The sequence below is a fragment of the Sphingomonas sp. PAMC 26621 genome (genome assembly GCF_000251145.1).
Lineage (GTDB): Bacteria > Pseudomonadota > Alphaproteobacteria > Sphingomonadales > Sphingomonadaceae > Sphingomonas.
Window position 1 is genome coordinate 268,562 of sequence record NZ_AIDW01000004.1, and the last position, 26,705, is coordinate 295,266.

The 26,705-nt window shown below is 66.0% G+C and carries 18 protein-coding genes, 1 tRNA gene and 1 pseudogene; 14 read left to right on the top strand and 6 right to left on the bottom strand.

The features are described from left to right. Positions 1-58: 58 nt before the first annotated feature. The gene (locus RI03_RS02550; RefSeq protein ID WP_010214959.1) at positions 59-2,104 is read right to left on the bottom strand and encodes a M13 family metallopeptidase; all 2,046 of its coding nucleotides are present in this window, start codon (positions 2,102-2,104) and stop codon (positions 59-61) included. Between the two features lie 174 nt (positions 2,105-2,278). Between RI03_RS02550 and RI03_RS02555 the strand changes: the two genes are divergently transcribed. From RI03_RS02555 to RI03_RS02595, 9 genes are all read left to right on the top strand, one after another. Beyond that, positions 2,279-3,805, top strand: coding sequence for an acyl-CoA carboxylase subunit beta (locus tag RI03_RS02555; RefSeq protein WP_010214961.1), 1,527 nt, complete (start codon positions 2,279-2,281; stop codon positions 3,803-3,805). Between the two features lie 67 nt (positions 3,806-3,872). After that, a complete protein-coding gene (locus RI03_RS02560; protein WP_010214962.1) occupies positions 3,873-4,160 on the top strand; it encodes a hypothetical protein in 288 nt (95 codons plus the stop codon). After that, complete coding sequence (locus tag RI03_RS02565; RefSeq protein ID WP_010214963.1) at positions 4,157-4,369, top strand: hypothetical protein; 213 nt, start codon at positions 4,157-4,159, stop codon at positions 4,367-4,369. Before RI03_RS02560 ends, RI03_RS02565 begins: the two co-directional genes overlap by 4 nt. Positions 4,370-4,544: 175 nt before the next feature. After that, positions 4,545-6,377: a cobaltochelatase subunit CobT gene (gene cobT / locus RI03_RS02570; protein ID WP_010214964.1), complete on the top strand. Its 1,833-nt coding sequence runs from the start codon at positions 4,545-4,547 to the stop codon at positions 6,375-6,377. Beyond that, on the top strand, positions 6,374-6,628 hold the full coding sequence (locus RI03_RS02575) for a ribbon-helix-helix domain-containing protein (protein WP_010214965.1): 255 nt from the start codon (positions 6,374-6,376) through the stop codon (positions 6,626-6,628). The genes cobT and RI03_RS02575 overlap by 4 nt, the downstream gene beginning before the upstream one ends. Before the next feature lie 314 nt (positions 6,629-6,942). Further along, a complete protein-coding gene (locus RI03_RS02580; RefSeq protein WP_026046387.1) occupies positions 6,943-9,438 on the top strand; it encodes a TonB-dependent receptor domain-containing protein in 2,496 nt (831 codons plus the stop codon). Then, complete coding sequence (locus tag RI03_RS02585) at positions 9,438-10,178, top strand: tetratricopeptide repeat protein (protein WP_010214968.1); 741 nt, start codon at positions 9,438-9,440, stop codon at positions 10,176-10,178. Before RI03_RS02580 ends, RI03_RS02585 begins: the two co-directional genes overlap by 1 nt. Next, positions 10,172-10,855, top strand: a complete 684-nt coding sequence (locus RI03_RS02590; protein WP_010214969.1) for a Fe2+-dependent dioxygenase — start codon at positions 10,172-10,174, stop codon at positions 10,853-10,855. The genes RI03_RS02585 and RI03_RS02590 overlap by 7 nt, the downstream gene beginning before the upstream one ends. Beyond that, positions 10,855-11,940 carry a PepSY-associated TM helix domain-containing protein gene (locus tag RI03_RS02595; protein ID WP_010214970.1) on the top strand — a complete coding sequence of 362 codons (1,086 nt, stop codon included), beginning with the start codon at positions 10,855-10,857 and terminating at the stop codon, positions 11,938-11,940. Before RI03_RS02590 ends, RI03_RS02595 begins: the two co-directional genes overlap by 1 nt. Before the next feature lie 256 nt (positions 11,941-12,196). Here RI03_RS02595 and RI03_RS02600 read toward each other — a convergent pair whose 3' ends face one another. Together RI03_RS02600 and RI03_RS02605 are read right to left on the bottom strand one after the other, a co-directional pair. After that, entirely contained in the window at positions 12,197-16,822 is a 4,626-nt protein-coding gene (locus RI03_RS02600; protein WP_010214972.1) for an NAD-glutamate dehydrogenase, read from the bottom strand. 59 nt (positions 16,823-16,881) lie between these two features. Continuing rightward, complete coding sequence (locus RI03_RS02605; protein WP_010214975.1) at positions 16,882-18,219, bottom strand: PAS domain-containing protein; 1,338 nt, start codon at positions 18,217-18,219, stop codon at positions 16,882-16,884. 185 nt (positions 18,220-18,404) lie between these two features. Here RI03_RS02605 and RI03_RS02610 point away from each other — a divergent pair. Continuing rightward, positions 18,405-18,480: transfer RNA gene (locus RI03_RS02610), tRNA-Thr, on the top strand. Positions 18,481-18,584: 104 nt separating this feature from the next. Beyond that, the gene (locus RI03_RS02615) at positions 18,585-20,255 is read left to right on the top strand and encodes a site-specific integrase (RefSeq protein ID WP_238542202.1); all 1,671 of its coding nucleotides are present in this window, start codon (positions 18,585-18,587) and stop codon (positions 20,253-20,255) included. Positions 20,256-20,447: 192 nt separating this feature from the next. On the opposite strand, the gene RI03_RS23395 is transcribed toward RI03_RS02615, so the two are convergent. From RI03_RS23395 to RI03_RS02630, 3 genes are all read right to left on the bottom strand, one after another. Then, positions 20,448-20,639, bottom strand: a complete 192-nt coding sequence (locus RI03_RS23395; RefSeq protein WP_138995583.1) for a hypothetical protein — start codon at positions 20,637-20,639, stop codon at positions 20,448-20,450. A 237-nt stretch (positions 20,640-20,876) separates the two neighbouring features. Beyond that, positions 20,877-21,503, bottom strand: coding sequence for a hypothetical protein (locus tag RI03_RS02625; RefSeq protein ID WP_010214980.1), 627 nt, complete (start codon positions 21,501-21,503; stop codon positions 20,877-20,879). Between the two features lies 1 nt (position 21,504). Then, positions 21,505-22,158 (bottom strand): hypothetical protein, encoded by a 654-nt coding sequence (locus RI03_RS02630; protein WP_026046389.1) that lies wholly within the window; start codon positions 22,156-22,158, stop codon positions 21,505-21,507. 2,046 nt (positions 22,159-24,204) lie between these two features. Here RI03_RS02630 and RI03_RS02635 point away from each other — a divergent pair. The 3 genes and pseudogenes from RI03_RS02635 to istA form a co-directional block, all read left to right on the top strand. Then, complete coding sequence (locus RI03_RS02635; protein ID WP_010214983.1) at positions 24,205-24,909, top strand: recombinase family protein; 705 nt, start codon at positions 24,205-24,207, stop codon at positions 24,907-24,909. Positions 24,910-25,015: 106 nt separating this feature from the next. After that, a complete protein-coding gene (locus RI03_RS02640; protein ID WP_026046391.1) occupies positions 25,016-25,642 on the top strand; it encodes a ParB N-terminal domain-containing protein in 627 nt (208 codons plus the stop codon). Between the two features lie 44 nt (positions 25,643-25,686). Further along, positions 25,687-26,705 (top strand): annotated as a pseudogene (gene istA, locus RI03_RS02645) (IS21 family transposase); the annotation flags it as partial.

The following is a 26,705-nucleotide window of genomic DNA, read 5'->3' on the forward strand; positions in this document are numbered from 1 at the left end:
GTGACGCGATTGTTTCCAACGGGCAGGCCGCAAACCTGTCCAGCCCATCCCCTCCCGCTTACCAGATATGCACCCGGTCCGCCGGGGCCAGATACAGCTTGTCGCCAGGCTTCACCCCGAACGCCGCATACCAGGCGTCGACGTTCCGCACGATCCCGTTGACCCGGTAGAAGGGTGGCGAATGCGGGTCGGTCAGCAACCGGGTACGGAGTGCACCCTCGCGGACCTTGGACTGCCACGCCTGCGCATAGGACAGGAAGAAGCGCTGGTCGCCGGTCAGCCCGTCGATCACCGGGGCCTTGCCGTGGGTCTGCTGGTATTTCTGATAGGCGGCATACGCCGTCTCGACCCCGCCGAGATCGCCGATGTTCTCGCCGAGCGTCAGTGCGCCCTTCACATGGACGCCGGGGATCGGCTCATAGGCGTCATATTGCTGGCTGAGCGCACCGGTCCGCGCCTTGAAGGCGGTCTTTGCGGCCGGTGTCCACCAGTTCTCGAACTTGCCGCTCGGCCCGAACAGGCTGCCCTGATCGTCGAAGCCATGCCCCATCTCATGTCCGATGATCGCCCCGATCGCGCCATAGTTGATCGCGGCATCCGCCTTGGGGTCGAAATACGGTGCCTGCAGGATCGCGGCGGGGAAGGTGATCTGGTTCGCCAGCGGGTCGTAATAGGCGTTCACCGTCTGCGGGGTCATGTCCCACAAAGTCCGGTCGACCGGGGCCTTCAATCGCGAGAGATCGAGCCGGTGCTGGAATTCGCCCGCGCGGATCGCATTGCCGAGCGGATCGCCCCGGACGACCTGCAGCGAGGTGTAGTCGATATATTTCACCGGATGTCCGACGCGCGGGTCGAACGCCGCGAGCTTGGCGAGCGCCGCGGTCTTGGTCTTTTCGTCCATCCAGCTGTTGGCGGCGATCCGGTCCTTGTAGGCGGCGCGCAGGTTGGTGATCAACTCGCCCATCTTGGCTTCGCTTTCGGGCGGATAGTGGCGCTTGACGTAGATCTCGCCGATCGCCTCGCCCATCGTCCCGTTGACCATCGCGATCCCGCGCTTCCAGCGCGCCCGCTGCGAGGGCTGGTCACTGAGCGTCTTGCCGTAGAAATCGAAGGTTGCCGCGTCGAACGTCTTCGGCAGCATCGGCGCTGCGGCGACCGCGAAGCGGAATTTCATCCAGTCCTGCCAGGTCGATACCGGCGTGGCGGCGAAGATCTTGCCGAGCCCGGTCAATGCGGTCGAGTTGCTCATGATGACGACCGGGAAATCGCCGTATCCCGATGTCTGGAGTAGCAACGGCCAGTCGAATTCGGGCGCGAGCGCGGTCCGCTGCGCCGCGGTCATCGGCTTCAGCATCGCCATCAGGTCGCGTGACTGGACCGGGGACCATTGCACCTTCGCCATCGCTGTCTCGAGTGCGATGATCCGGTCGGCGCGCGCGCTCGCGTCGGTCAGGCCCGACAGCGTCAGCATCCGCTCGACATAGGCGCGGTAGGCGGTGCGGAACGCGTCGTATTTGGGGCCGGTCTCGAGATAATAGTCGCGACCGCCCATGCCGAGCGACCCCTGGCCGGTACCGACGGTATATTTCGATGGATCGGACGGGTTGGGGAGCTGGCCGATCTCGACCGGGCTGGCGTAGCCGGGGGTGGCGAACAACGCCTGCAGCTTGGCGCGGTCGGTCGCCGCGTCGATCCTGGCGAAATAGGGCGCGAGCGGTGCTGCGCCTGCCTTGTCGATCGCGGCTTCGTCCATGAAGCTCGCGTAGAGATCGCCGAACTGCTTCGCGCCTGCGCCGACCACGGCAGGGTTGGCGGCGGCATCGTCGAGGATCTTGCGGACGTTGGCTTCCGCCTCGTCGACCAGCACGACCGCATAGCCTGCCGAAGTGCGATCCGCCGCGATCTGCGTCCGCTTGTCCCAGCCGCCATTGGCATAGGTCCAGAAATCGTCGCCGGGCTTGATCGTCTTCTCCTGCGTCGTCAGGTCGAGGCCGAAGCTGCCGTAGCGCGCGCCCGTGGCCGGTGCCGCGGGGGTCGGTTCGGCGGCGACGAACGCGGGTGTCGCCAGCGTGCCCAGCGCAAGCGCGGTGGACAGACGAAGCATAAGCAAAGGACGCATGGATTTCCCTCCCTGTGTTTTACCCGACTATAGCGCTGACTTCTGGCGGCGCAATTGGCCGCGCGCATCGTTGGTTTGAAGGACGCGCTGTTGCCTTCTGCCCTGAAAACGCGAAAAGAACCCGCAACCGGGTGTTCAAGCCGATCCTTAGGAGTTGCCATGTCCTCGACCATCGCCGAACTGGAACGCAAGCGCGCTGCGGCGCGGCTGGGCGGGGGCGAGAAACGCATTGCCGCACAGCACGCCAAGGGCAAGCTGACCGCGCGCGAGCGGCTCGACGTGCTGCTCGACGAAGGTTCGTTCGAGGAACTCGACATGTACGTCGAGCATAATTGCGTCGACTTCGGGATGCAGGACCAGATCGTCCCGGGCGACGGCGTCGTCACCGGGTCGGGCACGATCAACGGACGGCTGGTGTTCGTCTTTTCGCAGGATTTTACCGTGTTCGGCGGCTCGCTGTCCGAACGTCACGCGCAGAAGATCTGCAAGATCATGGACATGGCGCTCAAGGTCGGCGCGCCGGTGATCGGCCTCAACGACAGCGGCGGCGCGCGCATCCAGGAGGGCGTCGCCTCGCTCGGCGGCTATGCCGAGGTGTTCCAGCGCAACGTGCTGGCGAGCGGCGTCGTCCCGCAGATATCGCTCATCATGGGGCCATGCGCTGGCGGTGCGGTCTATTCGCCCGCGATGACCGACTTCATCTTCATGGTGAAGGATAGCTCCTACATGTTCGTCACCGGCCCCGATGTCGTGAAGACCGTCACCAACGAGGTCGTCACGCAGGAGGATCTCGGCGGCGCGGTCACGCATACGACCAAGTCCGGCGTCGCCGACGTCGCGTTCGAGAACGATATCGAGGCGCTGCTCGCGGCGCGCGATTTCATCGATTTCCTCCCCGCGTCGAACCGCGAGGGATCGCCCGAGCGGCCCTCGTCCGATCCGTGGGACCGGCTCGAGGAGTCGCTCGACACGCTGGTGCCCGCGTCCGCGAACCAGCCCTATGACATGCACGAGCTGATCCGGAAGACCGTCGACGAAGGCGATTTCTTCGAGGTCCAGCCGACGCACGCTGCCAACATCATCATCGGCTTCGGGCGGATCGAGGGGCGCACCGTCGGGTTCGTCGCGAACCAGCCGATGGTGCTGGCGGGGTGCCTCGACATCAATTCGTCCAAGAAGGCCGCGCGGTTCGTGCGCTACTGCGATGCGTTCGAGATCCCGATCGTCACTTTCGTCGACGTGCCGGGCTTCCTGCCGGGGACCGCTCAGGAATTGAACGGGATCATCAAGCACGGCGCGAAGCTGCTGTTCGCTTACGCCGAAGCGACCGTCCCCAAGATCACCGTCATCACGCGCAAGGCGTATGGCGGCGCGTATGACGTGATGGCGTCCAAGCATCTGCGCGGCGACCTCAACTATGCCTGGCCGACCGCCGAGATCGCGGTGATGGGCGCGAAGGGGGCGGTCGAGATCATCTTCCGCGGCCGCACGCCGGAGGAAATCGCCGAGCAGACCGCGCAGTACGAAGCGCGCTTCGCCAACCCGTTCGTCGCGGCAAGCAAGGGCTTCATCGACGAAGTGATCCAGCCGCACTCGACTCGCCGCCGGATTGCGCTCGGCTTGCGCAAGCTGCGCGGCAAGGCGCTCGAGAATCCGTGGAAGAAGCACGACAACATTCCGCTCTGAATCCATCCGCGCGCCGTCTTGCAACCGGCCCGGTCCACCTTATAATGTGCTTATAAGGAGTGCCTCGATGCAGACCGCGCGCGTGACGTTTCTGACGACGCCCGACAACAAGGCAGCGCTCGACGCCTATGCCGCGCGGACCGGTCATTCGGTCGGGCACGTGCTGCGCGAGGCGTCCAGCCGATACATGGCCGAAGGCGCGGCCGGTGAAGACGCGGACCTCGCGGCGCTGGTCAGCGAAGTCAACGTGGCAATGCCGCGCATGGCCGCCGCGCTCGACCGGATGATACAGACGCTCGACGCCACGCACGAAGAGGTCGACCGGACCCTGCGCGCGGCGGGCATCCGCAAGTGAGTTCGCTGGGAGACGCCCTGGAGGCGATCCGCAACGTCGTGCTGATGCAGGAACGCCTGGAAGTGATGGACCGAAAGGTCGACCGGCTCGCCACCGACGTGAAGGGCCTGAGCGATTATGCCGCAATCATCGACAAGCGAGTCGTGCGGATCGAGACGATCATCGAGATGGGCACGCGGAGCAGCGCCCAGCCGCGGATCGAAGGCTGAACCCCGCACCGGTGCGCCATCCGCGGTTTTGCCTTTCGGCGCGGGCGCAATCTGGTAGCTAGGTTTCGTGGCGCTGTCCTGCACGTGGCGCCCGCCGATCCCACCACCCGGGTTGCGACGATCCGCATGGATCACGATCTTGCACCCGGGCACAGCGTCGTGCCGGAGTTGAGCCGTGGCTACTGATACCCCTCTCGATCGTTTCAAGGCCGTGCTCGGCGGGGCCGCGCGGGTGCTCGCGGACGAACCCGAGATCGAGCTCGCCTATACCGCCGACGCGCCGACGCAATCCGGCAAGCATATCAAGGTGCCGATGCCTGCGCGCAGCCTGCCGCCCGAACAGGTCGCCGAAGCGCGTGGTTTCGCCGACGGGTTCGCGCTGCGGTTGCGGCATCACAACGCCGCGATCCACACGCGCCACGCGCCGGGCGACGCGGTCGCGCGCGCGGTGTTCGATTCGGTCGAGAATGCGCGGGTCGAGGCGCTGGGGAGCCGCGGCTATGCCGGGATCACCGCGAACCTCGACAGCGCCCTCGAGACGCGGTTGCGCGCCGACCCGATCACGCGCGCACGGACGCGCGACGAGGTGCCGTTGTCGACCGCGCTTGCGCTGCTCGTGCGCGAGCGGCTGACCGGCGCGGCACCGCCCGCCGTCGCCGACTCCGGGCTGGCGCTGGTGCGCGACTGGATCGAGCAGAAGGCGGGGACCGACCTCGACGGCCTCGCGCTCGCGATCGACGACCAGCGTGCGTTCGCCGGCATGGTCACGCGCGTGCTCGAGGATCTCGAGCTGGTCGAGGGCGACATGACGCCCGATGAATCGGGTGAGGGCGGCAACGAGGACGAAGGCACCGAGGAGCAGCAGCAGGAAAACGAGAGCGAGGACGGCGACGATCAGGGCGAGGAAGGCCAGGGCGAGATCGAGGCGCGCGGCTCCGACCAGGAGTCCGAGTCCGAGGACGGCGAAGGCCAGGAGCAGGGCGACGATTCGTTCGACGACATGGACGGCGAGCCGGGCGACGATGGCGAGGAGGGGATGCTTCCGGTCCGCCCCAACCGCCCCGCGCAGGATTTCGCGCCGCAGTTCGAATATAAGGCGTGGACCACCGCCTATGACGAGGTAATCGCCGCGACCGACCTGTGCGATGCGGACGAACTCGTGCGGTTGCGGTCGTACCTCGACCAGCAGCTCGTCCACTTGCAGGGCGCGGTGACCAAGCTCGCGAACCGGCTCCAGCGCCGGCTGATGGCGCAGCAGAACCGCAGTTGGGATTTCGACCAGGAAGAAGGCATCCTCGACGCGGCGCGGCTCGCGCGGATCGTCGTCAACCCGACGCTGTCGCTCAGCTACAAGATCGAGCGCGAGACCGATTTCCGCGATACCGTCGTCACGCTGCTGATCGACAACTCGGGATCGATGCGCGGCCGCCCGATCTCGATCGCGGCGATCAGCGCGGACATCCTCGCGCGCACACTCGAGCGGTGCGGGGTCAAGACCGAGATCCTCGGCTTCACCACGCGTGCCTGGAAGGGCGGGCAAAGCCGCGAGACGTGGCTTGCGGCGGGGCGTCCGCCACAGCCGGGGCGGCTCAACGACGTGCGCCACATCGTCTACAAGAAGGCCGACGAACCGTGGCGGCGCGCGCGCAATTCGCTCGGGCTGATGATGCGCGAGGGGCTGCTGAAGGAGAATATCGACGGCGAGGCGCTGCTGTGGGCGCATTCGCGGCTGATCGCGCGGCCCGAGGAGCGCAAGATCCTGATGGTCATCTCGGACGGCGCGCCGGTCGACGATTCGACGCTGTCGGTCAATTCGGGTTCGTATCTGGAACGCCATCTGCGGCAGGTGATCGGCTGGATCGAGGCGAAGTCGCCGGTCGAACTCGCGGCGATCGGGATCGGGCATGACGTGACGCGCTATTATGTGCGCGCGGTGACGATCATGGATGCCGAGCAACTGGGGGGCACGCTGATCGAGCAGCTCGCGGCATTGTTCGACACGCCGTGAGCGTGCCGGGGATCGTCGCGCCGCCGGGGGGGTTCATCGGCCCCGTCAAACGGTCCGTGACGATCGCCGGGCATGCGACCTCGATCAGTCTTGAGCCCGTCTTCTGGCGTGCGCTGGACGATGCGGCGCGTGCGCGCGGGTTGCCGCTGAATGCGTTGATTGCGCAGGTCGATGCGCTGCGGATCACCGCCGAGGAGCCGCCGAACCTGGGGAGTGCGCTGCGAAGCTGGGTGGTTTCTGCGAGCGTGTGATGGTCGGGCGGCGAAGGCGGAGCAGGGTGGACTTGTCCCACACCGCCGTCATGCTGAACTCGTTTCAGGGTCCACTGCGTAGCAGGCACTGGCCGGATTTGCGGCGCCGTGGACCCTGAAACGAGTTCAGGGTGACAGCGGTGGTGGGAGGCAGCCTAATTCCGGCCAATGGAAGTTCGTAAGCGTTTGTATTCGTTAGTTGACCCTCCCTTGGTGGCGGTTCCCCGGCGGCTAGCAAGTGCGAATAATTCGCAATAGCGTTGACAGTGCGAGTGACTCGCAATAGCGAGGTCCCAACAACAGGGGGTCTCACAGTGTCACGTCTCGCAACCAGCAAGCCTGCCTATCTCGCTATGTCCTGCGTCGGCGCGTTTGCCAGCTTGCCCGCTTTTGCCAATGATGCGCCGCCGCCGCCCGCCAATGACGAAGACCCCGACCAGAAGCTCGACATCGTCGTCCACGGTCAGCGCGAGCCGCGCCGCGACCCCAAGCAGGTCGCGCCGCTCGTCGACACGGCCAAGTCGATCCTCGTCCTCGACAAGCAGGTGATCCAGCAGACCGGGTCGACCTCGCTTCAGGATGCGCTCCGCACCGTTCCCGGCATCACCTTCGGTGCGGCCGAGGGCGGGAATCCGATCGGCGATCGCCCCTTCATCCGTGGGTTTGACAGTCAGGGCAGCGTCTATGTCGATGGCGTGCGCGACCTGTCGTCGCAGACCCGCGAGGTGTTCGCGGTCGAGACGATCCAGATCGTGCGCGGGTCGGATTCGACGCTCGGCGGGCGCGGCAATGCCGGCGGGTCGCTCAACATCCTGTCGCGGCTGCCGCAACTCAAGACCTTCGGTTCGGTCAGCGGCAGTTACGGCAATGCCGACTTCAAGCGCGTCACCGGGGACGTGAACGTGCGCGTGAGCGACACCGCCGCGGTCCGGCTTCAGGGGCTGTGGCACGACCAGAAGTTTGCGGACCGCGATTCGATCTACGCCAAGCGCTGGGGCTTTGCGCCGAGCGTCACGCTTGGCCTCGGCACGCCGACCCGGCTGACCGCGAGCTATTACTATCTCGAGAACCACGAACTGCCCGACAGCGGCATCCCGTACCAATATGTCTGCTCGGCGACCAATTGCGCGTTGCCGGCGGGCAACGTCTTCACCACGCCCGCGATCGGCACGATCACCACGCGTGGCGGGCAGACCGGCACCGTCAAGCGCTCGGCGTTCTACGGCCTCGAGGATCGCGACTTCCGCGATGCCACCACCAATCAGGGGATGCTCCGGGTCGAGCATGATTTCGGCAAGATCACGCTGCGCAACACCGCGCGCTACGCGCACAGCGACCAGTCCTATATCTTCACGCTCCCCGACGACAGCCAGGGCAATGTCTTCGGCACCGCTGCGACCAACCCAACCACGGGTGCGGCAGGCGCGCGCGGCGACGTGCTGACCGGCGGCTATGTCTGGCGGCGCGGCAATACGCGCTATGGCTATACCAAGAGCCTGATCGACCAGACCGACCTGAGCGGGACGATCACCACCGGCGGGATCAAGCACAGCTTCGCGGTCGGCACCGAAGTCGCGTGGGAAAAGACGCGGCGCGGCACCTTCGTGTCGGCGAACGGGTCGACCATCAGCCCGCGCTGCAACACCGCGACGATCGCGCGTTTCTATTGCACCAGCCTGTTCGACCCCAACCCGTCCGACCCCTGGGTCAATTACACCAGCGACACGTCGAGCGTCGCGACGCCGATCGTGCGCGGGGCTGCCAACACCGAAACGCAGAACGATGCGACCACGATCTCGGTCTACGGGTTCGATTCGATCACGCTGCTCCCGCAACTGATCCTCAACCTCGGCGCGCGCTATGACCGGTTCAAGTCGAGCGTGACGCTGCCGTTCGCCACCGGTGCCACCGCCTCGAAGCTGTCGCGGACCGACGCCCTGTTCAACTGGCAGGCCGGGCTGGTGTTCAAGCCGACCAGCGAGACGAGCCTCTACGCGAGCTACGCCACCGCCGCGACCCCACCCAACGCGCTGCTTGGCGAAGGGCGCGAGGACAATGCGCTGCCGACCACCAATACCGCGGTCAATCTCACGATCCTCGACAGCCTCAAGGTCCAGAAGACAAAATCCTATGAGGTCGGCGCGAAGGCGAGCCTGTTCCACGAGCAACTCGCGCTGGGTCTCGCGGTGTTCCAGACCGACATCACCAACGCACGCGTCCAGATCGACGCCAATACCGTCGGTTTTTTCGGCAAGACGCGGATCCGCGGGATCGAGCTCAACGCGAGCGGGACGGTGCTGCCCGGCTGGACGGTGTTCGGCGGCTATACCTATCTCGACCCGAAGATCATCGACGGCGGCAACAGCGCGCTGACCGCCGCCGCCAACGGTCCGGCGGCTGCGCAGACGGTCTATGTCGCGTCGGTCAACACCGGGAAGCAGGTGCCGCAGACCGCGCAACACAGCTTCACCGCGACGACCAACTACGAACTGGTCAAGGGCGTGCAGATCGGCGGCAGCGCGATCTACATGGGGCGGCAATATGGCGGCTATGCCGACAATCGCACTGCGACGCAGACCACCGCCGGGGTCGTCTCGATCAGTCCCGCTACCGTCACCCTGTCGCGCGGCATCCCCGATTACTGGCGCTTCGATGCGCGCGCGAGCTACGCGGTCACTCGCAATATCGAACTCAGCGTCAATGCGCAGAACCTGACCAACAAGGTCTATTTCACGCAGACCTTCGCTTCGCATTACGCGAGCATCGCGCCGGGCCGGACGGTATTCGGCACGATCACCGCCAAATTCTGATGCTGGACGCGGAGCAACTGGCGGCGCTGTCGCCCGAGGAGATCGCCGGGCATCTGGCAGGGCCGCCCGAGCAGCGCGCGGCGTTCGTCCGCGCGGCGGCGGAGACGGGCATCGCCGATGCTCAGGCGGTGTACGGCCAGATGCTGCTCGACGGGGTAGGGGTGGCGGCGGATGCCCCCGCCGCGCTCGGCTGGTTCATGCGCGCGGCGGCACAGCATCATGTCATGGCGATCAACATGGTCGGGCGCTGCTACGATCTCGGCTGGGGGACCACGCCCGACAAGACGCGCGCCGCGGCGTGTTACCGGATCGCGGCGGAGCGGGGGCTCGATTGGGGGATGTATAACTACGCGACGTTGCTCGCGCTCGGGCAGGGCGTGGCGGAGGACAAGGCGGCGGCGCTCGGCTGGTTCCGCAAGGCAGCGGCGCTCGGCAACGCGAAGGCGATCAATTTCATCGGCAGCTTTCACGAGGACGGCTGGGTGGTCGAGCGCGACATGGCGGCAGCGGCGCTTTGCTACGCGCGCGCGGCGCAGGGCGGCGACTTTCGCGGCGCGTTCAACCATGCGCGGATGCTCGGCGCGGCGGGCAAGATTGAGGATGCGCTCGGCTGGCTCCGCCGCGCGAGCGCGAGCGCGACCCCTGCGTTCGTCGACAAGGCGGCGGCGTGGCTCGCGGCATCCGACATCGCGGCGTTCCGCGCGCGCGGCGTCCAGGCGATCCGGGGGCCGTCATGCTGACCGTGATCCCCGACCTGCTCGCGCCCGCGCAGGTCGCCGATCTGCGCGCGGCGCTCGATGCCGCCGACTGGATCGACGGCAATGCGACCTCGGGCGCGCAGTCCGCGCTCGCCAAGCGCAACACGCAATTGCCCGAGGACAGCGCTGCCGCGCGCGCGGGGGGCGGCATGATGCTCGATGCGCTCGCGGCGTCGCCGCTGTTCGTGGCGGCAGCCTTGCCGCTCAAGGTCTTTCCGCCGCTGTTCAACCGCTACGCCGAGGGCGATGCGTTCGGCGCGCATGTCGACAGCGCGATCAGGATCCGTCGCGGGAGCGATTTCCGCATCCGCAGCGACCTGTCCGCGACGCTGTTCCTGTCCGATCCCGAGAGCTACGACGGCGGTGAGCTGACGATCTCGACGCAGTTCGGGGAGCAGCGGGTCAAGCTGCCGGCGGGGCAACTCGTGCTCTATCCCGCGTCGAGCGTCCATCACGTCACCCCGGTTACGCGCGGCACACGTGTCGCGTCGTTCTTCTGGATTCAGTCGATGGTCCGCGACGACGGCGCGCGGGCGCTGCTGTTCGAGCAGGATACCGCGATCCAGTCGATCGCGGCGCGGCTCGGCAGCGACGATCCCGAAATCGTCCGGCTGACGGGCGTCTATCACAATCTGTTACGCCGCTGGGCGGAGGTCTGATGTCGAGAATTGCGCTGCGCAACGCCTGGTTCCAGGTGCACAAATGGATCGGGCTGCTGCTTGCGGTGCTGATCATCCCGCTCTCGCTGAGCGGTGCGGTACTGGTGTGGGACGAGGCGGTCGATCACGTCCTCAACCCGGCACGCTACGCGACGACCGGCACGACCACGCTCGACCCGCAACGCTATGTCGCGGTGGCACGTGGGGTGCTCAAGCCCGGCGAGCGGATCGCCAGTCTTGCGCTGCCCGAGCGGGAGGGGCCGGTGCAGGTGACGGCGATCACCCCGCCCGATCCTGCCCGGCGCGGGCCGCCGCTGCGCACGACCGTCTATCTCGATCCGCCGACCGCGAAGATCCTTGCGGTCGGCTCCAGCGCGAGCGGCGTGCTCCGCGTGCTGCACAATCTCCACGGGAATCTGCTGGTGCCCGGCGTCGGGCGGCAGATCGTCGGGTGGATCGGGGTGGCGATGCTGCTGTCAAGCGTGTCGGGCTTGTGGCTGTGGTGGCCGACGGTCGGGCGCTGGGCGCGGGGCCTGCGCTGGCGGCGGCATCGCAACACCGATACCAATTTGCACCATCTGTTCGGCTTCTGGATCGCGCTGCCGTTGTTCGTGCTGTCGCTGACCGGGGTGTGGATTGCGTTCCCGCTGGTGTTCAATGGGGGCGGCGGAGGACGCGGGCCGGGCGGCGGCGGCGGGCGGCCGGTCGCGTTGGAGCGGCCTGCGCTTTCACTCGAAGCGGTGCTGGCGCGCGCGGGCGCGGTCGAACCGGGTCGGATCGTGCGGATCGAATGGCCGACCGATCGCAAGCCGGCGTGGCAGGTGACGTTCGCGCGGGCTCCGGGGGTCGCCGTCGACGACGCCTCGGGCATGGCGAAGATCGCACGCGCCGAACCCGAAACGCTCGCGCGGACGATGCGGCGGCTGCACGACGGGACGCAGATGGGGTTCGTCTGGCAGCTGCTGGTGTTCCTGGGTGGCGTGCTGCCCGCGGTGCTCGCGGTGACCGGGATCATCATGTGGTGGCGCGCGCTGGGGTGGAAGGCGGCGGTGAAGGCGAAGCAGCGCGCGCGGGCTGCGGCGTAGGGGGAGGCGCCTCCGCAGTTCTTCGCCACGATTGATTGCCGCGACGAACGGTCCCAATCAGACGTCATCCCCGCGGAGGCGGGGATCCATACTGGCTCGCCGTGCCCGTTTGCGGAACCGCTGCGCTAATGGATTCCCGCCTGCGCGGGAATGACGAATTGGGTGAGGGCGCGCGGTGCTTTCATGACGCCGACGTCGCAAAAAGGCCGCGTCCCTGCGCCGGGCAGGGACGCGAACCTGATAACCGGAACCGCGCCTACCGCCCCAGCAACACCCGTGCCTGACCCGCGATCTGCGCCAGCATCGCGGCATTGGGCGCAGGCGCCAGCCGCGCGCGGTCGACCACCGCCTTGAACTGCGCGACGCGCGCCGCATTGTCGCCGAGCCACGTCTCGACCAGCGCCTGCGGATCGCGCTTGCCCCCCGCCGAGCGCGCGAGGAACTCGAGCCGCAATTGCTGGAAGTCGCGCGCCAGCCCCGCGATCAGCAGCCGCTCCCACGGGTCGCTCGAATCGATACGCGCCGCATTCGCCTGCGCCCAGTCGAGCCCGAGCGCCTGCCCGAGCCGCGTGAACGCGCGCGTCAGCACGGTCTCGTCGATCTCAAGCCGGTCGCCGAGATCGGCAAGCCCGACCGCGCCGTCAAGCTCGAACAGCCGCACGACCTTCTGCACCAGCGCGGCCGGCGCGCCCGCCGCTTCCAAAGCCCCCGCGATCCGCGCGCTCTGCGCGCTCGCCTCGTCGAGCAGCAACGCCTTGGTCTGCCGGTCGAGTTCGACGATGCCCTTGCCGAGCCGCTTGAGCGTATCGCCCGGCCCCGACCCGGTCCGCGTTGCGCGGAGCAGGTCCGCGATCTGCGAGCGCGTCGCCACCGCGACCTCGTCGAACAGCGCGATCCGCGCCGCCTCGGGCATGTCGGTCGTCTCGATCTCGCGCCACAAGGCGGGCAGGTCGAACAGACGTTCCGCTACGACGAACATGCCCGCGATGTCGCTCATCGCGGCGCCTTCTTCCTCGGCCAGTTCGAACGGGTAGAGCACGCCCATCCGGTTGACGATCCGGTTGGCGAGCTTGGTCGCGACGATCTCGCCGCGCAGCCGATGCTCGTCGATCGCCTTGCCGAACCGTTCCTGCATCGCTGCCGGGAAGGCAGCGTGGAGATCAGGCAGCAATTCATCGGCGAGGCCAAGCCCCGACCGCTCGATCGCCGCCTGCAACGCAAGCTTGGCGGTTGCGAGCAGCACCGCAAGCTCGGGCCGGGTCAGCCCGCGGCCCTCGGCCGAGCGGCGGAGCAGGTCGTCATTCCCCGCCAGCCCCTCGACCGCGCGGTCGAGCGAGCCCGCCGCCTCGAAGATCTCGATCAGCCGGACATAGCTCGGCACGGTCTGTGCCCCGCCCGCCTCGGCGATCGACAGCGCGAGCGTCTGGAGCCGATTGTCCTCGAGCACCAGATGCGCGACGTCGTCGGTCATCCCGGCGAGGAAGGCGTTGCGATCCTCGAACGCGAGGCGGCCCTCGATCATCTCGCGGTTGAGCGCGATCTTGATGTTGACCTCGTTGTCCGAGCAGTCGACGCCTGCCGAATTGTCGATGAAGTCGGTGTTGATCCGCCCGCCATGCGCCGAGAAGGCGATGCGCGCGGCTTGCGTCACGCCGAGGTTCGCGCCTTCGCCGATCGCGGTCGCGCGCAGATCCTCGGCATCGACGCGGAGCCGGTCGTTGGCCGGGTCGCCGACCGCGATGTTGTTCTCGGCGCGTGCCTTCACATAGGTGCCGATCCCGCCGAACCAGATCAGGTCGACCGGGCTCTTGAGGATCGCCGAGATCAGCGCGCCCGGCTCCATCTCGCGGTCTGCGATGCCGAGCGCGGTGCGGACTTCGTCGGTCAGCGCGATCACCTTGGCGGTGCGCGGGAACACCCCGCCGCCCGCCGAAATCAGCGCGCCGTCATAATCCGCCCAGCTCGAACGCGGCAGCGCGAACATCCGCGTGCGCTCGGCGAACGAGGCGGCGGGATCGGGGTTGGGATCGAGGAAGATGTGGCGGTGGTCGAACGCCGCGACGATCTTGAGTTCGTGGCTCAGCAACATGCCGTTGCCGAACACGTCGCCCGACATGTCGCCGCACCCGACGACGCGGATCGGCTGCGTCTGGACGTCGGTGCCACGCTCGGCGAAGTGGCGCTGGACGCTGACCCACGCGCCCTTGGCGGTAATCCCCATCGCCTTGTGGTCGTAACCGACCGACCCGCCGCTCGCGAACGCATCGCCCAGCCAGAAGCCGTGCTCGAGCGCGATCGCATTGGCGACGTCGGAGAAGGTCGCGGTGCCCTTGTCGGCGGCGACGACGAAATAGGGATCCTCGCCGTCATGCACGACAACGTCCTGCGGGTGGACCACCGCACCCTCGACGATGTTGTCGGTGATCGACAGCAAGGTCCGGATGAACACGCGGTAGCTTTCGGTCCCCTCGGCAAGCCACGCATCGCGGTTCGACGCGGGCGGAAGCTGCTTGGGATAGAAGCCGCCCTTCGCGCCGGTCGGCACGATCACCGCATTCTTGACGCGCTGCGCCTTCATCAGCCCGAGGATCTCGGTACGGAAGTCGTCGCGCCGGTCGGACCAGCGCAGGCCGCCGCGCGCGACCGGGCCGGCGCGCAGATGGATGCCCTCGATCCGCGCGGAATAGACCCACATCTCGCGCCACGGAACAGGCGCCGGGAGGCCGGGAATGAGGTGGCTGTCGAGCTTGAACGCGAGCGCGACCTGGCCGGCGGGCGCGAACGCGTTGGTGCGCAGCGTCGCGGCGATCACGCTGCGCAGCGAGCGCAGGATACGGTCGTCGTCGATCGCGGACACGGCATCGAGCCCCGCATCGATCGCGGCATCGGCAGCTTCGATCCCCGAACGATCGCGCTTCGGATCGTGCGCGGCGGTGAACCGCTCGACCAGCGCGGCGGCGACCTTCGGCGCGCGCCGCAGCGCATCGACCACGGTGACGAGGCCATAGGTCAGCCCCGCCTGCCGCAGATAGCGGAACCACGCACGGAACAGCAGCACCGATTCCGAGGACAGCCCGGCATCGACGATCAGCCGGTTGAACGCATCGTTCTCGGCGCGATTCTCGAGCACCGCGCGGATCGCGTCCTCGAGCAGTGTCGCATCGGGGACAGTCCCGCCCATCTCGACGAGGAATTCGTGGACGAACCCCTGTTCGTCGCCGAGCAGCGCGGTGGGGAGTTCCTCGATCACGCGGAAGCCGAAATTCTCGAGCACCGGCACTGCATCCGACAGCGCGAGCGCACCGCCCTCGCGGTAGATCTTGAGCCGGGTCGCGCCGCGCTCGTCGCGGTACAGCCGGACCGAACGGTCGCCCGGGTTTTCCAGCCGCGCCAGCCGCACGATGTCGCGCGCGGCTTCATCCGCGGTGTTGGCCGCGCGATACCCCTGCGGGAACCCCGCGGCATGTTTGAGCGCAAGCCGCGCCGCGCGCGCGGCATCGGTCTGCTCGACCAGTGCCGCCTCGACCGCGGGAACCCAGCCGCGCACCATCCGCGCGATCCGCGTATCCAGCGCCTCGGTCTCGGGCAGCACGCCGCCTTCGCGCAGGTCGAGCGTGAAGCGGATCAGCGCGATCGTGTCGTCGACCGCGATCGACCAGTTGAGCACGCTCGCGTTCGCGGCCTCGGCAAGCATCTCGCCGATCGCGAGACGGCGCGCCGTGGTCAGGTCGTCGCGCGGCAGCCACACGAACGCGAACAGATGCCGCCCGAGCGTGCTGCGCACCAGCACCAGCTTGGGCCGCGGGCGATCCGCCAGCGACATCGCGGTCAGCGCGACATTCTCGAGCGCCTCGGTGGTGAAGCCGGTGATCAGGTCATGCGGCAGCGCGGCGAGCGCATGCGTCAGCGCCTTGCCGGTATGCCCCTTCGGATCGAACCCGAACTTCGCCTCGAGCGCAGCAAGCCGCGCGCGCAGCACTGGCACATCCTCGGGGGCTGCGCCGAGCGCGGCGCTGGTCCACAGCCCCGAATGGATCGAGAGCCCCGCGACGCGCGCGCCGTCGCGCAGCGGCACGAGGACCAGATCGAGCGGGACCTGCCGGTGGACGCCCGAAATGAGGTTGGACTTGAGCAGCAGCGGCGCTTCGCCGCCATCCTCGAACCAGCGCACCGCAAGGACGCGCGACGCTTCGGCGAGGATCGGCACGGGTTGCGGGTTGCGCGCGATGCCGAGCGCCTGCGCTTCGGTGGCCGCATCGCTCGTAGCGGTGCCCGACCCGGTACCCCACCAGGTCTGATGCCCGAGCAGCGTCATGTTGCGATCGAGCAGCCAGGCGAGCAGCGCGCTACCTTCGCCCTCGGGCAGCGTCGCGATATCCGCCGCCAGCGCGTCTTGCAGCGCATGCCAGTCGCCGACTGCGGCGCGGACATCCGCCAGGTTCTTCGCAAGGTCGGTGACGAGCTCGCGCCGCTCGCGCGCATCGACCCGTTCGAGCTCGATATAGATCATCGATTCGGCGGCACCCTCGTCGACCTCGGTCAGCGCGCCGTCCGAATCGCGCGTCACGCGGAGCACCGGGTGAATGATCCGGTCGATCGAAATATCGTGTGCGCCGATCGTCGCGGCGATCGAATCGACCAGGAACGGCATGTCGTCGTTGACGATCGCGAGGCGCATCAGGCGGCGTGGGTCGGTCGCCGGGAGCGGCTCGAGCGCGATCGTCGCGGTGGCGGGTGCGCGCTGCTCGGCAGTGGCGGCGACGAAGCCGGCGGCGGTGGCACGCTCGGCCTCCCCAAAGCCCTGCAATTCTTCGGGGAGAGCACCTTTGGTAAGCCGGACGGCAAGCGCATCCGACAGCGATTTGAGCGTGGTCTTAGGCATGCGCGCCCCTATGCGCCGGTCGCACCGCGACCTCAAGACTTGTGGCGGTGCAACATTTCTCAGCTGGTCGCGCGGCGCATCGCGCGCTCGGTCAGCGCGCTGTCGTCGCTGATCGTCGCGACGATATCGAGCGTGCCGGGTGCGCCGGAGCGCGCGAGCAGAACGACGTAATCGCCCTCGTGCGGTGCGGTGGACAGCGTGACGCTGGCAAGCGTCGGGCGCTTCGCCAGCATGGCGGAGGGGGTCTTGCGCGGCCTGGCGGTCGGCGTGCGGGCGAGCCGCTCGGCCTTGACCACGCCCTTGATCCCGCCGTCGAACCCGTCGAGAAAATCGATCAGTCCGCCGGTCGGGACGTCCATCCGCCGGGCGTGGGCCAGCACCGCGGCATATTCGGTCAGTCGGGTCTTGTCGTAATCGGCCCCGAACACGAGCTTGACGACCGGGGTCATCGGCGCGCGCAACTGGACGGCGATCCGCGCGGCCGCGAGCAGCGTTTCATAACCGTGCGGATCGGCGTCGGCGGCGGCGGCGAAATCATGCGCGCGGGCAAGCGCGCGATACAGCGTAGCGCGGCTGCGCGTGTCCGCTGCACGGACCGCGGCGGCGGTCTGCTGCGCGAGCATCAACCGGTCGGCAAGGCTGTCCTCGGGCCGGGCGGGGGAGTCGTCCTCGAGCGGGGCCGCGTCGTCCGAATCGACGGGATTTCGATCGTCGTCTTCGTCGGTGTCCGCTTCGCTCAGCGCGTGGCTCGGGCCGTCCGCCCATACCGGGGCGCTCGGCGTCGACCGTGGCGTGACTCGCGCCGCCTCGATCTCGGCGTGAAGCCGCGCCTGCATCTCGGCGTCGACCAGTTCCTTCCAGTTGATCACGCCGTAGATGAAATCGATCGTATCCTCGTCGGACGAGAACGGCATCAGGATGCCGCGGTACAGCGTATTGTGGCCGCGCGTGCTGACGAACTCCGCCTCGAACCCGATCGGCGAGCGATTGGCGATGATCTGCAGATAATGATCGGTCAGCCGCGACAGCAGCGAGCGGCTCGGCACCTGCGCGATATGCGTCGTGCTGCCATCCAGCGCACATTCCTCGCGCAAGGCGCGGCCGAGATAGGCGATCCCGGGGTTTTCGATACCCTTGGTGAAATCGAGCAGCACGCTGTGCGGCCCGAAATCGGCGATCGTGCCCGGGTCGAGATCGTTGATCGACGGATAGCCGCGGCCACCGAGCAGCGAGACCCAGTAGTTGTACGCACGGACATGCATCCGTCGCTCGTCGGTGCCGACCGCGATCTGCGTCTCGGCGAGATCGTCGCCGCCCGCCTCCTGCCCCTCCTGCAGGGTGCGGCCCGAATCATCGGTGCCGGTCCGACCGTCATCGAAGTCACGAACATGATCCATTGCGCAAACGCCCTATCTGGCCCGGGGGGACCGTTACCGGGAGCCTTGTGCACGCTGCGTGGTAAACGTGAGGTAAAGGGGTGGCGGATCGCAAAATTCCACGGGCGAACGGGGTTGGTGCTTGCCAGCGCCAAAGCCATTTGATAAGCGCCCGCCTCCACGATCGCCGATCCGGCATCGTGCGTGCCGCTTTAGCTCAGTTGGTAGAGCATCGCATTCGTAATGCGGGGGTCACAGGTTCGAGTCCTGTAAGCGGCACCAGAGCCTTGCAAAGGCTTGAATACCTTCGGAAACCCTGGAAATACGTGACTTAGGTGCCTCATCGCGTACAGAGCGAGGGTACAAAGTCTCCGATGGGGATCACCGTGAAGCATATCCTCAAGCACAGCACCGGGCGCGTGAGCTTTCGCCGTGCGTACCCTATCGCCCTTCGGCCATACATCGCTGGTGAGCCCGTGCAGCTTAAGGTCTCGCTGGGGCTAGAGGGGTCACCGGGCTTCCTCTCACGCTATGAGGAGGCTGAGGGCCGATACCGTGATACCGTGGCGATGGCGCAGAGGAAGGCGTCGGGGGCTTTCGATACACTCGACTCCGCGACGATTGCCTACCTAGCCGAGGCCTTTCGGGTTCAGCTCCTACAGGCGGATGATGACGCCCGGTGGGATACGGAGGAGCGCGAGCTGTACCGTAGCGTCGCTCAGGACTTAGAGCGCCGGGGAGTCCCCGTGGTGGTAACGTGGAAGGGCCGGGAGGCGCAGCGTTTCGCCGACAAGGCCCGTGCCCGCCTTGCGGAGAGCTTGCCGATCTACCGGGGGCTCCGGGGTGACGGGGACCTCGACGGCATTCTGGTAATCTGGATGGAGGATGCCCTCGACCTGCTTGAGGGGCTCGGAATGGCTGTCGCACCTGATGCTGTCGCGCCCTTCAAGCTGTTGTGCAGGGCGTTGAACGATGCGGCTATCTCGGCGGGCGATGCAATGCAGAAACGCTTGGAGGGGCTAGAGGTCCCTACGCCTGACGCCCCGCCACCGTTGGTGGAGCGTGCCGCATCTGTCCCGGTGGTCGAAGTGGTTCCGACTGTTCCGTTGCTCGCCACCTTCGACAACTATGCGAATGCCCAGGGCATGACGCCGGGGGTGCGTGAGGAGTGGCGTAACTACGTGCGCCTCCTCATCGGGTTTCTCGGGCATGATGATGCAGCCAAGCTGACGGCCGACGATCTGATGGCATGGCGCGACAACCTGTTGACTGAGCCGTCACGCTATGGGGCGGTTCGTAAGCCTGTCACCGTTCGGGACAAGTACATTGTAACGATCAAGGCGATGCTCGCGTGGGCGGTGGAGGAACGCAAGCTTCCCGAGAATGTCGCCATCGGCGTAAAGGTCCGGGTGCCGCGCGAGGCCAAGCTCAGAGAGTCCGCATTCACGCCGGAGGAGGCTCGGGCGATCCTCACGGCCACACTAATCCCTGCCGGTTCGCGAATGGCTCCCGGTCACGCCCTGGCAAGGCGGTGGATACCGTGGCTGTGTGCCTACAGCGGCGCTCGGGTGAACGAAATCAGCCAGCTTCGGAAAGAGGATGTGCAGTTTGTAGATGGCGTTTGGGTCCTACGGATCACGCCGGAGGCGGGTACTGTGAAGGGCAAGGCGGCAAGGCTTGTACCGTTGCACTCTCACATCATTGAGCAGGGGTTCCTGGCGGTGGTCCAGCGGCGGGCGGAGGGGCCACTCTTCTTTGATCCATCGCGAACAAGAGTTCGGTCGGATAGCAATCGCCACTTCAAGAAGGTCGGCGAGCGTCTAGCCGAGTGGGTGCGGGCTGGCGTCGGGATCAAAGAGCCGAGCCTTCAGCCCAACCATGCCTGGCGTCACCTATTTAAGGCGCTGTCCTATGAAGCTGGGATAGAGGAGCGGATGGCTGACGCTATACAAGGCCACGCCCCGACCACTACCGGAAGGTCTTACGGTGGACCGTCAGTCGTTGCAAAGGCGGTGGCGATAGAGAAGTTGCCCCGATTTAATGTAGATGAAAAATAATCTACCATCGGCAACTATACCTAGTTGGCGTGCCATGGAGCCCATAGGCAATAGCCGCTGAGGGGCTTTCCGAGCGTCTGGGAATGGTCATTACACTCGGCTAGTATCGCTATATTGAGAACGAATAGTTGCGGTTTTCTTTCATTATTGATTTGCATTCCCAAGCGATAGCGTCACTTTGGCCTTGTCGGGTCAATGACGGGGAATAATAACATGGCAAAGGTAGCGAAGCCGGTAGCGGTAATGGACGTTGAACTGGACGACGGGATGGCGTTCTGGATGGGCGATGGGGCTTATCTTGCGGTCCAGCACGACGAATACGGGCGGCGGCATGCCGTGTTGCTGAGCGCTGAGGCGCTGGCGGTGATAGCTAGTGTCGAGCATGGGCGTGGCCGAAAGACCATCCCTATGTCGGGAGGAGGTTTTGCGAGGGTCCTAGAGGCCCGTACAGCGCTCAAGAGCCTCTGGGGCCGCGTTGGTGCCGGGAGGGCTGCGAGGGCCTGTGGCGACTCTCTGCGGAGTCTGGCGGGGCTATCCGCCGCGTAAGGCGAAAAGAGACCCCCAAAGGAACCCATATGGGACCTTTGGGGGCGATAGTTCGACTGCTGACGGGGGTTGCCCCTACTTGATTTCCTCCACCGTCCATCCGCTTGCTACGGGCTTGGCGCGGGTCGAGGGAGGCGCGGGCTTCCTGCGTTGAGCGTAGGCCGCGTCGGAGCCTACCAACGTCCCGTTCTGCCTGAGATACTGGTCGCGGAATTGGTGCCTGGCGATGATGTCGTTCGCTTGGCTCCGGGCCGTCCGGGAGAAATCCACGTTGGTCTGGTAAGGCTGGTCGGCGCTTGCCACCATGCCGTTGTACATCCGCTGATCAAAATCGGAGGAGGAGCCGGAGCCTGGCTGCCGTTGGTGCAGCGCGAAGTTCTTCGAAAGCTGGTCGATCCGGGCAAGGTCCTTATCCCCAAGCCACCCACTTACTGTGTTAGCCACGTGGTTCAGGAAGCCACCGCGCGGATGCAGTCGGTTATTGATGCCGTCGAACTCGTCGAGAGCCTCAAGACTTCGATGGGCTAGGTCAACGGCGGGTTGCTCTTTCGAGAGAACAGCGGCTGCTTGACGTTGCAGGACGGCATCGGAGGGCGCAGCGCCCTGCGGGGACGTACTCACCCATTGGCCTCCCTTCATAACGACGGTTTCGCCTGACTTGAGGCGGGCCTTCTGGCCTTCACGGTAGGTTTGGTCGGTCATATCAATTCACCAATACAGCGCTGGAAGGAAGCTGCTGTTGCGCCGGTCGTGGCTTACGGGTCGATGGGGGCGAACGGTACTTCTGCACCGCAAGGCCCTGGCGCTGCTGTGCAAGGCCGTAGTTGCGGTCGGCGTTCGCTTGCGTTCGGGCTCCCGCTGCGGTCGCTCGGTCCCCGGCTGCACGGGCGCGGGCGTCGGTCATGCGCTCGGTTGGGCTGACGGTCTGGCCCGCCATCGCTCCGGCAACGCTGGGGTCCCATTCTTGGGGAAGTCCGAGGTCATATCCTAGCCGGGCGCTATCGGCCCTGAAGTCGCTGTAGGCCTGCGCCTGCTGTTCCTTCGGTAGCTGAAGGATGGCGGCCATGGTGGACCCGCGCATCTTCACGTTGTCGGCTGCGTTCGGGGCCGCTGGAGCCTTGGCGGCGCGAGCCTTGTCCTGGAGGTAGCCGGTGACGGCCGCGATGGGTTCGTATGTCCGCTGGCCCGTTACCGGGTCGATAGTGATCTGGAAGGCGTCGTCTGGGCCCCCCGTCGTCACGCTCTTGCGTTGGAGGTCCTGGTAGCCCTTGCGGAGCTGTCCGAGGTTCTCACCGGCTGCGCCGATACCGGCACTGAAACTTTCGGGGTGCGAGAGGAGGCCGGTGCCGATTGCCAAGAGGGCCTGAGAGCGGTTCTCTTTATCGAACGGGCGGTACTTCTTGCGGTCGATGGAACCTGTAGCTGCTGGAGGGGCCTGTGGGAGTCCCTGGGGAGTCGCTGGGGCATGTGCTGGCGTGAGCTGGGCAGTTGGGGCCTGAAGGGGCTGAAGGGCCTCATAGGAGTCCTGCGGGGCCTGCGGGGCGAAGGCCCCTTGTAGCCCTGTAAGCCGGGGGTCTGTCACCGGGCTGAGGGGTGAGCCGTGCGGGACGTTGGGGTCGAAGGAACCGTAAAGGCGTGATAGCCTGGGGTCGGGTGTCATGTGTGGGGATTGACCATTTGTGTGGAGGGTAGAGGCGGCCCGGTCATGCGCAGCCAGCGGCCCCCACGGCAGCTATAAGTCACCATGGGGGCTCGCCTCTCACACACCGGGTCAAGCGGCGGAACTCCCGGTCGTGAAGGCGGCCATTTGAGGCTCGCAGCATCCGCCGGTTGTTCAATAGTCAGCAGTAATGGCCCCTGTTCCGACTATTCCCAATAACCACAATGGCTTGCGGGCAGTTTCGGGAATGGTTGGTTTTTGGGCGACTTTTGAGTGCGGTTCGGGGGCGCAGAGGCGGTCATGGCGCGGCTAATTTACCACCCTTGCAAATGGGACCCGAAGCCTCTGAAAAGCGGGGGAGGGCTTTCGGAAGTTAGGTGCTTTTGGAGAGGTTGGAACCGGCTAGGCGGCAAGGGGACCCGCGCCTATCGTTAGCGTCGCGGCAGCCTCCGATCCGACAACGGGGATGGGTTGAGTTGCGCAAAATGGTGCTTGCAGTTCTAGGAAACTGGGGGGTATCAATAAAAGGACGGTAGGAAGGGCTGGGCACCAACCCAAGACATGCGCGCATCGTGGTAGTCGATACCGCTGCGCCTCTTGCGAGACCCTTCCTACCGTGTCCAGTACCGGGGGTTACCACTTCTTGGGTTCGCCCCGAACCTGACCCCTACACGTTGTGCCCATCGCGCCCATCACGCAATACAATAAATGACAGTTCGGGGACTCGGTTCGTCGCTAATTTCCGCCCGCTCGCGGTGTCGCGAAACCGAGCGTGCGCAGCGACGCGTGGGCAAAGCTGGCCTTGCGGAAACGCAAGAGAACGAACGGGGAATATGGCCTTTATTCCCACTGGCGAAGTAGCCTTCATTTTCGCGGCTGAGTTGCCAGTTCTCTGGTTGGGGGTAGAACTAGTTCTATGGGGGCGGCTGGATGCAGCGAGAGTCCGAGCTGTCGCAATAGCGAGCCAGCGAACCCGTCGAGGCCGAGCCGATTTTCCCAGGATTTCGCTGGAACCATATCAAAGGGAAAAGGGGACCCGGCGAAAAGGCATTGCCATTTTCTCGACGGGGAGGCGCTGGCGGCCGTTCGCGGGCGCGGGGATCGTCAGGGGCCGTGCGGTGCCGAGGGGGCCTGGCGGACGACGGTCGGGGCGTGGGGGACATTGCGAGCGATAGGGTCGTGCAGGCCTTCCTTCGGCGACATTAGCCCGCTACGCTAGTCGACCCCTCCGACACTAATTTTGATCATCAATATCGGTGTGGTGTTTCCGTGCAAGACCTGTGACAACAGGATAGTTCAACAGGGAGACGATCAATGAAAATGCTAGTAATCGGCGCTTTAACGCTTTCGCTCATGGCCGCGCCAGCTTTTGCGCAAGGGACCGTCAACGTGCGGGGCCATGTAACTCGCGAAGGCGTCTATGTTCCGCCAAGCGTCCGTACTGCTCCGAACTCCACGACGACGGACAATTGGTCGTCGAAGGGCAACCTCAATCCATATACGGGTAAAGCTGGCACTGTTGATCCCTATGCGCCTAAGCCGTTACCGAAGCCTAAGAGCTGGTAGGAATGAATGGGGCTAAAGGCGTGGGGACCCGAAAGGGCGTTATGACCCACAGCCTTTAGCCCCCTTCAGGCCGTCCTGTTCGCTCGCCCTTCCTCAATCATCAACAGGCCGTCAGAAGCAGATTGACTGCCCATACATATCCGCCTAACGAACGTCAGAGGGATTTGTAGGGACCTGATGATGACCGAGCGGGCTGTGGCATACTATCGCGTTTCCACGGCTCGGCAGGGTGCATCTGGTCTGGGGCTCGATGCGCAGCGGGCCGCCGTTGAGGGGCTTTGCGCTGCTCGGGGATGGGAGCTAATCGCTCCGCCATTCCAAGAGATTGAGAGCGGCAAGCGGGTGGATCGGCCCGAGCTGCTGAAGGCCCTGGACCGGGCGAAGCTGACGGGTGCCCGCCTTGTGATCGCGAAGCTGGATCGGCTTTCCCGTGATGCGGTGTTTCTGCTGACGTTGCAGAACAGTGGGGTCCGGTTCGTTGCGGCTGACATGCCGGACGCCAATGAGTTGACGGTGGGCATCATGGCCCTCGTGGCGCAGTCCGAGCGCAAGGCCATCTCTACGCGGACCCGTGAGGCCCTTTCGGCGGCTAAGGCCCGTGGGCAGCGGCTGGGCAATCCGAACGGCGCGGCGGCCTTCAAGCGGGCGGGGAAAGGCAACACAGCGGCCCTGGAGGCCGTCACGGCTAACGCCACCGCACGGGCCGCTGAGTTGGTCCCTACGGTCCAGCGGCTGCGGGCTGACGGCGTAGTGTCGCTGGGGGGCATCGCAGCGGCCTTGAACGCTGATGGCATTCTGACGGCCCGTGGCGGTCGGTGGCACGCTTCGTCAGTGCGGAACCTGTTGGCTCGTATCAACTTGCAGCGCGGTGTGGGGGCGTGACGGGGGCGGGATATTCGGGCGGCTTGTGCCTGGGCAGAGTTAGAATTACCTCGCTATGTGATATTATCACATTTGCAGGCGGTAAGGCACTCAAGGGGGTGCTGTAATGGATCATGACTGGAAACCACAACGCTTGGCCGTCGCGTCCGTAAAGGAACTTGAGGCCCTTCAGATGCGGGATGGGCCATTGCGGAAGGTGCACGTCCAAGCGTTGGCTAGGGCGATGACAGACGGGCAGGATGTCCCCCCGATCAAGGTGGCTCGGATTGGGCGGGCGCTGTGCGTCGTGGATGGCTTCCACCGGCTGGCGGCGGCGCGGAGCCTAAGCCGTGAGGCCATTGAGGCCCTTGTGGCACCGATGGACTTTAAGGCCGCTCAGGTCCTCGCTCGGGTGGTCAACGTCGGGCATGGGGCGGGTCTAAGGCCGCGTGACAAGGCTAAGGCCTTCGCCAGTTACATCGACGCTGGTGGGCATTTGGACGCCAACGGCAACGTCAAGAGTAGCCGTGCCATCCGTGACGAGCTTCCCGGGCTCTACAGTCACACTCAAATCCTTGCGCGGCTGAGGTTCCACAAGGTGCGGCCCGCCTATGACCTTGAGGAAGCTGAAGGCTCCAAATGGGGGCGTGGAGGCTGGGGCTACCCTGAGGATGCCGATCATGGGGATGATGGATGCGGCGGTGACAAAGCAGGCCATCGGAACGCCGGCGCGGTGCTGAGCGTGGCGGAGTAAAATCCAGCCGTTGGTAGGCTGCTCTTTTTGGGGAGCGGCCGGGGATGTTTGCCGTGGAGAGCTATGCCGCCGTTCGGCGCTTCGTGTTCGTGGAGGGTCACAGCCGTCGCGAGGCGGCGCGGGTGTTCGGGCTGAACCGGGAGACGGTGGCCAAGATGTGCCGGTTCTCGCTCCCACCGGGATATACGCGCAAGGAGCCGGCGGCGAAGCCGAAGTTGGGGCTGCTGCTGCCGGTGATCGATGCGATCCTGGAAGCGGACCTAACAGCGCCGGCGAAGCAGCGGCATACGGCCAAGCGGATCTTCGAACGGCTGCGCGATGAGCATGACTTTGCCGGCGGATATACCGTGGTGAAGGATCATGTTCGGCTCTGCCGGGCACGAGGGCGCGAGACGTTCGTGCCGCTGGCACACCCGCCGGGTCATGCGCAGGTGGATTTTGGCGAGGCGATCGGCGTGATCGGCGGCGTGCGCCAGAAGATCCACTTCCTGTGCATGGACTTGCCGCAGTCGGATGCCTGCTTTGTGAAGGCCTATCCACGCGAGACCACCGAGGCGTTCCTCGACGGGCATGTATCGGCGTTCGCGTTCTTCGACGGCGTGCCGCTGTCGATCCTGTACGACAACACGACGATCGCGGTGGCGAAGATCCTGGGCGACGGGAAGCGCGACCGCACCCGTGCCTTCACCGAGTTGTGCAGCCATTACCTGTTCCGCGATCGCTTCGCGCGCCCGGCCAAGGGCAACGACAAGGGCAAGGTCGAAGGGCTGGTCAAGTTCTCGCGCGCCAACTTCATGGTGCCGGTCCCGCACGCTGCCAGCTTCGACGATCTGAACGCGATGCTGGAAGAGCGCTGCCGCGCTCGGCAGCGCGATCATGCCGGCCGCCATGCCGAGACGATCGGCGAGCGGCTGGTGGCCGATCACGCAGCGCTGCGACCGCTGCCGGCGGTGCCGTTGGAGCCCTGCGAGAAGCGCGCTGCACGGGTCTCGTCGATGGCGCTCGTGCGCTATCGGACCAACGGACTACTCGGTGCCGACCGCCTATGGCTTCCAGGACGTGG

What these genes read in the sequence shown, in the direction of transcription:
- RI03_RS02595 (WP_010214970.1), top strand. Translation starts at nt 10,855, where the DNA reads ATGTCGAGAATTGCGCTGCGCAACGCCTGGTTCCAGGTGCACAAATGG.
- RI03_RS02640 (WP_026046391.1), top strand. Translation starts at nt 25,016, where the DNA reads ATGGATCATGACTGGAAACCACAACGCTTGGCCGTCGCGTCCGTAAAG.
- RI03_RS02605 (WP_010214975.1), bottom strand. Translation starts at nt 18,219, where the DNA reads ATGGATCATGTTCGTGACTTCGATGACGGTCGGACCGGCACCGATGAT.
- RI03_RS02585 (WP_010214968.1), top strand. Translation starts at nt 9,438, where the DNA reads ATGCTGGACGCGGAGCAACTGGCGGCGCTGTCGCCCGAGGAGATCGCC.
- RI03_RS02555 (WP_010214961.1), top strand. Translation starts at nt 2,279, where the DNA reads ATGTCCTCGACCATCGCCGAACTGGAACGCAAGCGCGCTGCGGCGCGG.
- RI03_RS23395 (WP_138995583.1), bottom strand. Translation starts at nt 20,639, where the DNA reads ATGCTCGACACTAGCTATCACCGCCAGCGCCTCAGCGCTCAGCAACAC.
- RI03_RS02625 (WP_010214980.1), bottom strand. Translation starts at nt 21,503, where the DNA reads ATGACCGACCAAACCTACCGTGAAGGCCAGAAGGCCCGCCTCAAGTCA.
- RI03_RS02550 (WP_010214959.1), bottom strand. Translation starts at nt 2,104, where the DNA reads ATGCTTCGTCTGTCCACCGCGCTTGCGCTGGGCACGCTGGCGACACCC.
- RI03_RS02600 (WP_010214972.1), bottom strand. Translation starts at nt 16,822, where the DNA reads ATGCCTAAGACCACGCTCAAATCGCTGTCGGATGCGCTTGCCGTCCGG.
- RI03_RS02635 (WP_010214983.1), top strand. Translation starts at nt 24,205, where the DNA reads ATGATGACCGAGCGGGCTGTGGCATACTATCGCGTTTCCACGGCTCGG.
- RI03_RS02560 (WP_010214962.1), top strand. Translation starts at nt 3,873, where the DNA reads ATGCAGACCGCGCGCGTGACGTTTCTGACGACGCCCGACAACAAGGCA.
- RI03_RS02590 (WP_010214969.1), top strand. Translation starts at nt 10,172, where the DNA reads ATGCTGACCGTGATCCCCGACCTGCTCGCGCCCGCGCAGGTCGCCGAT.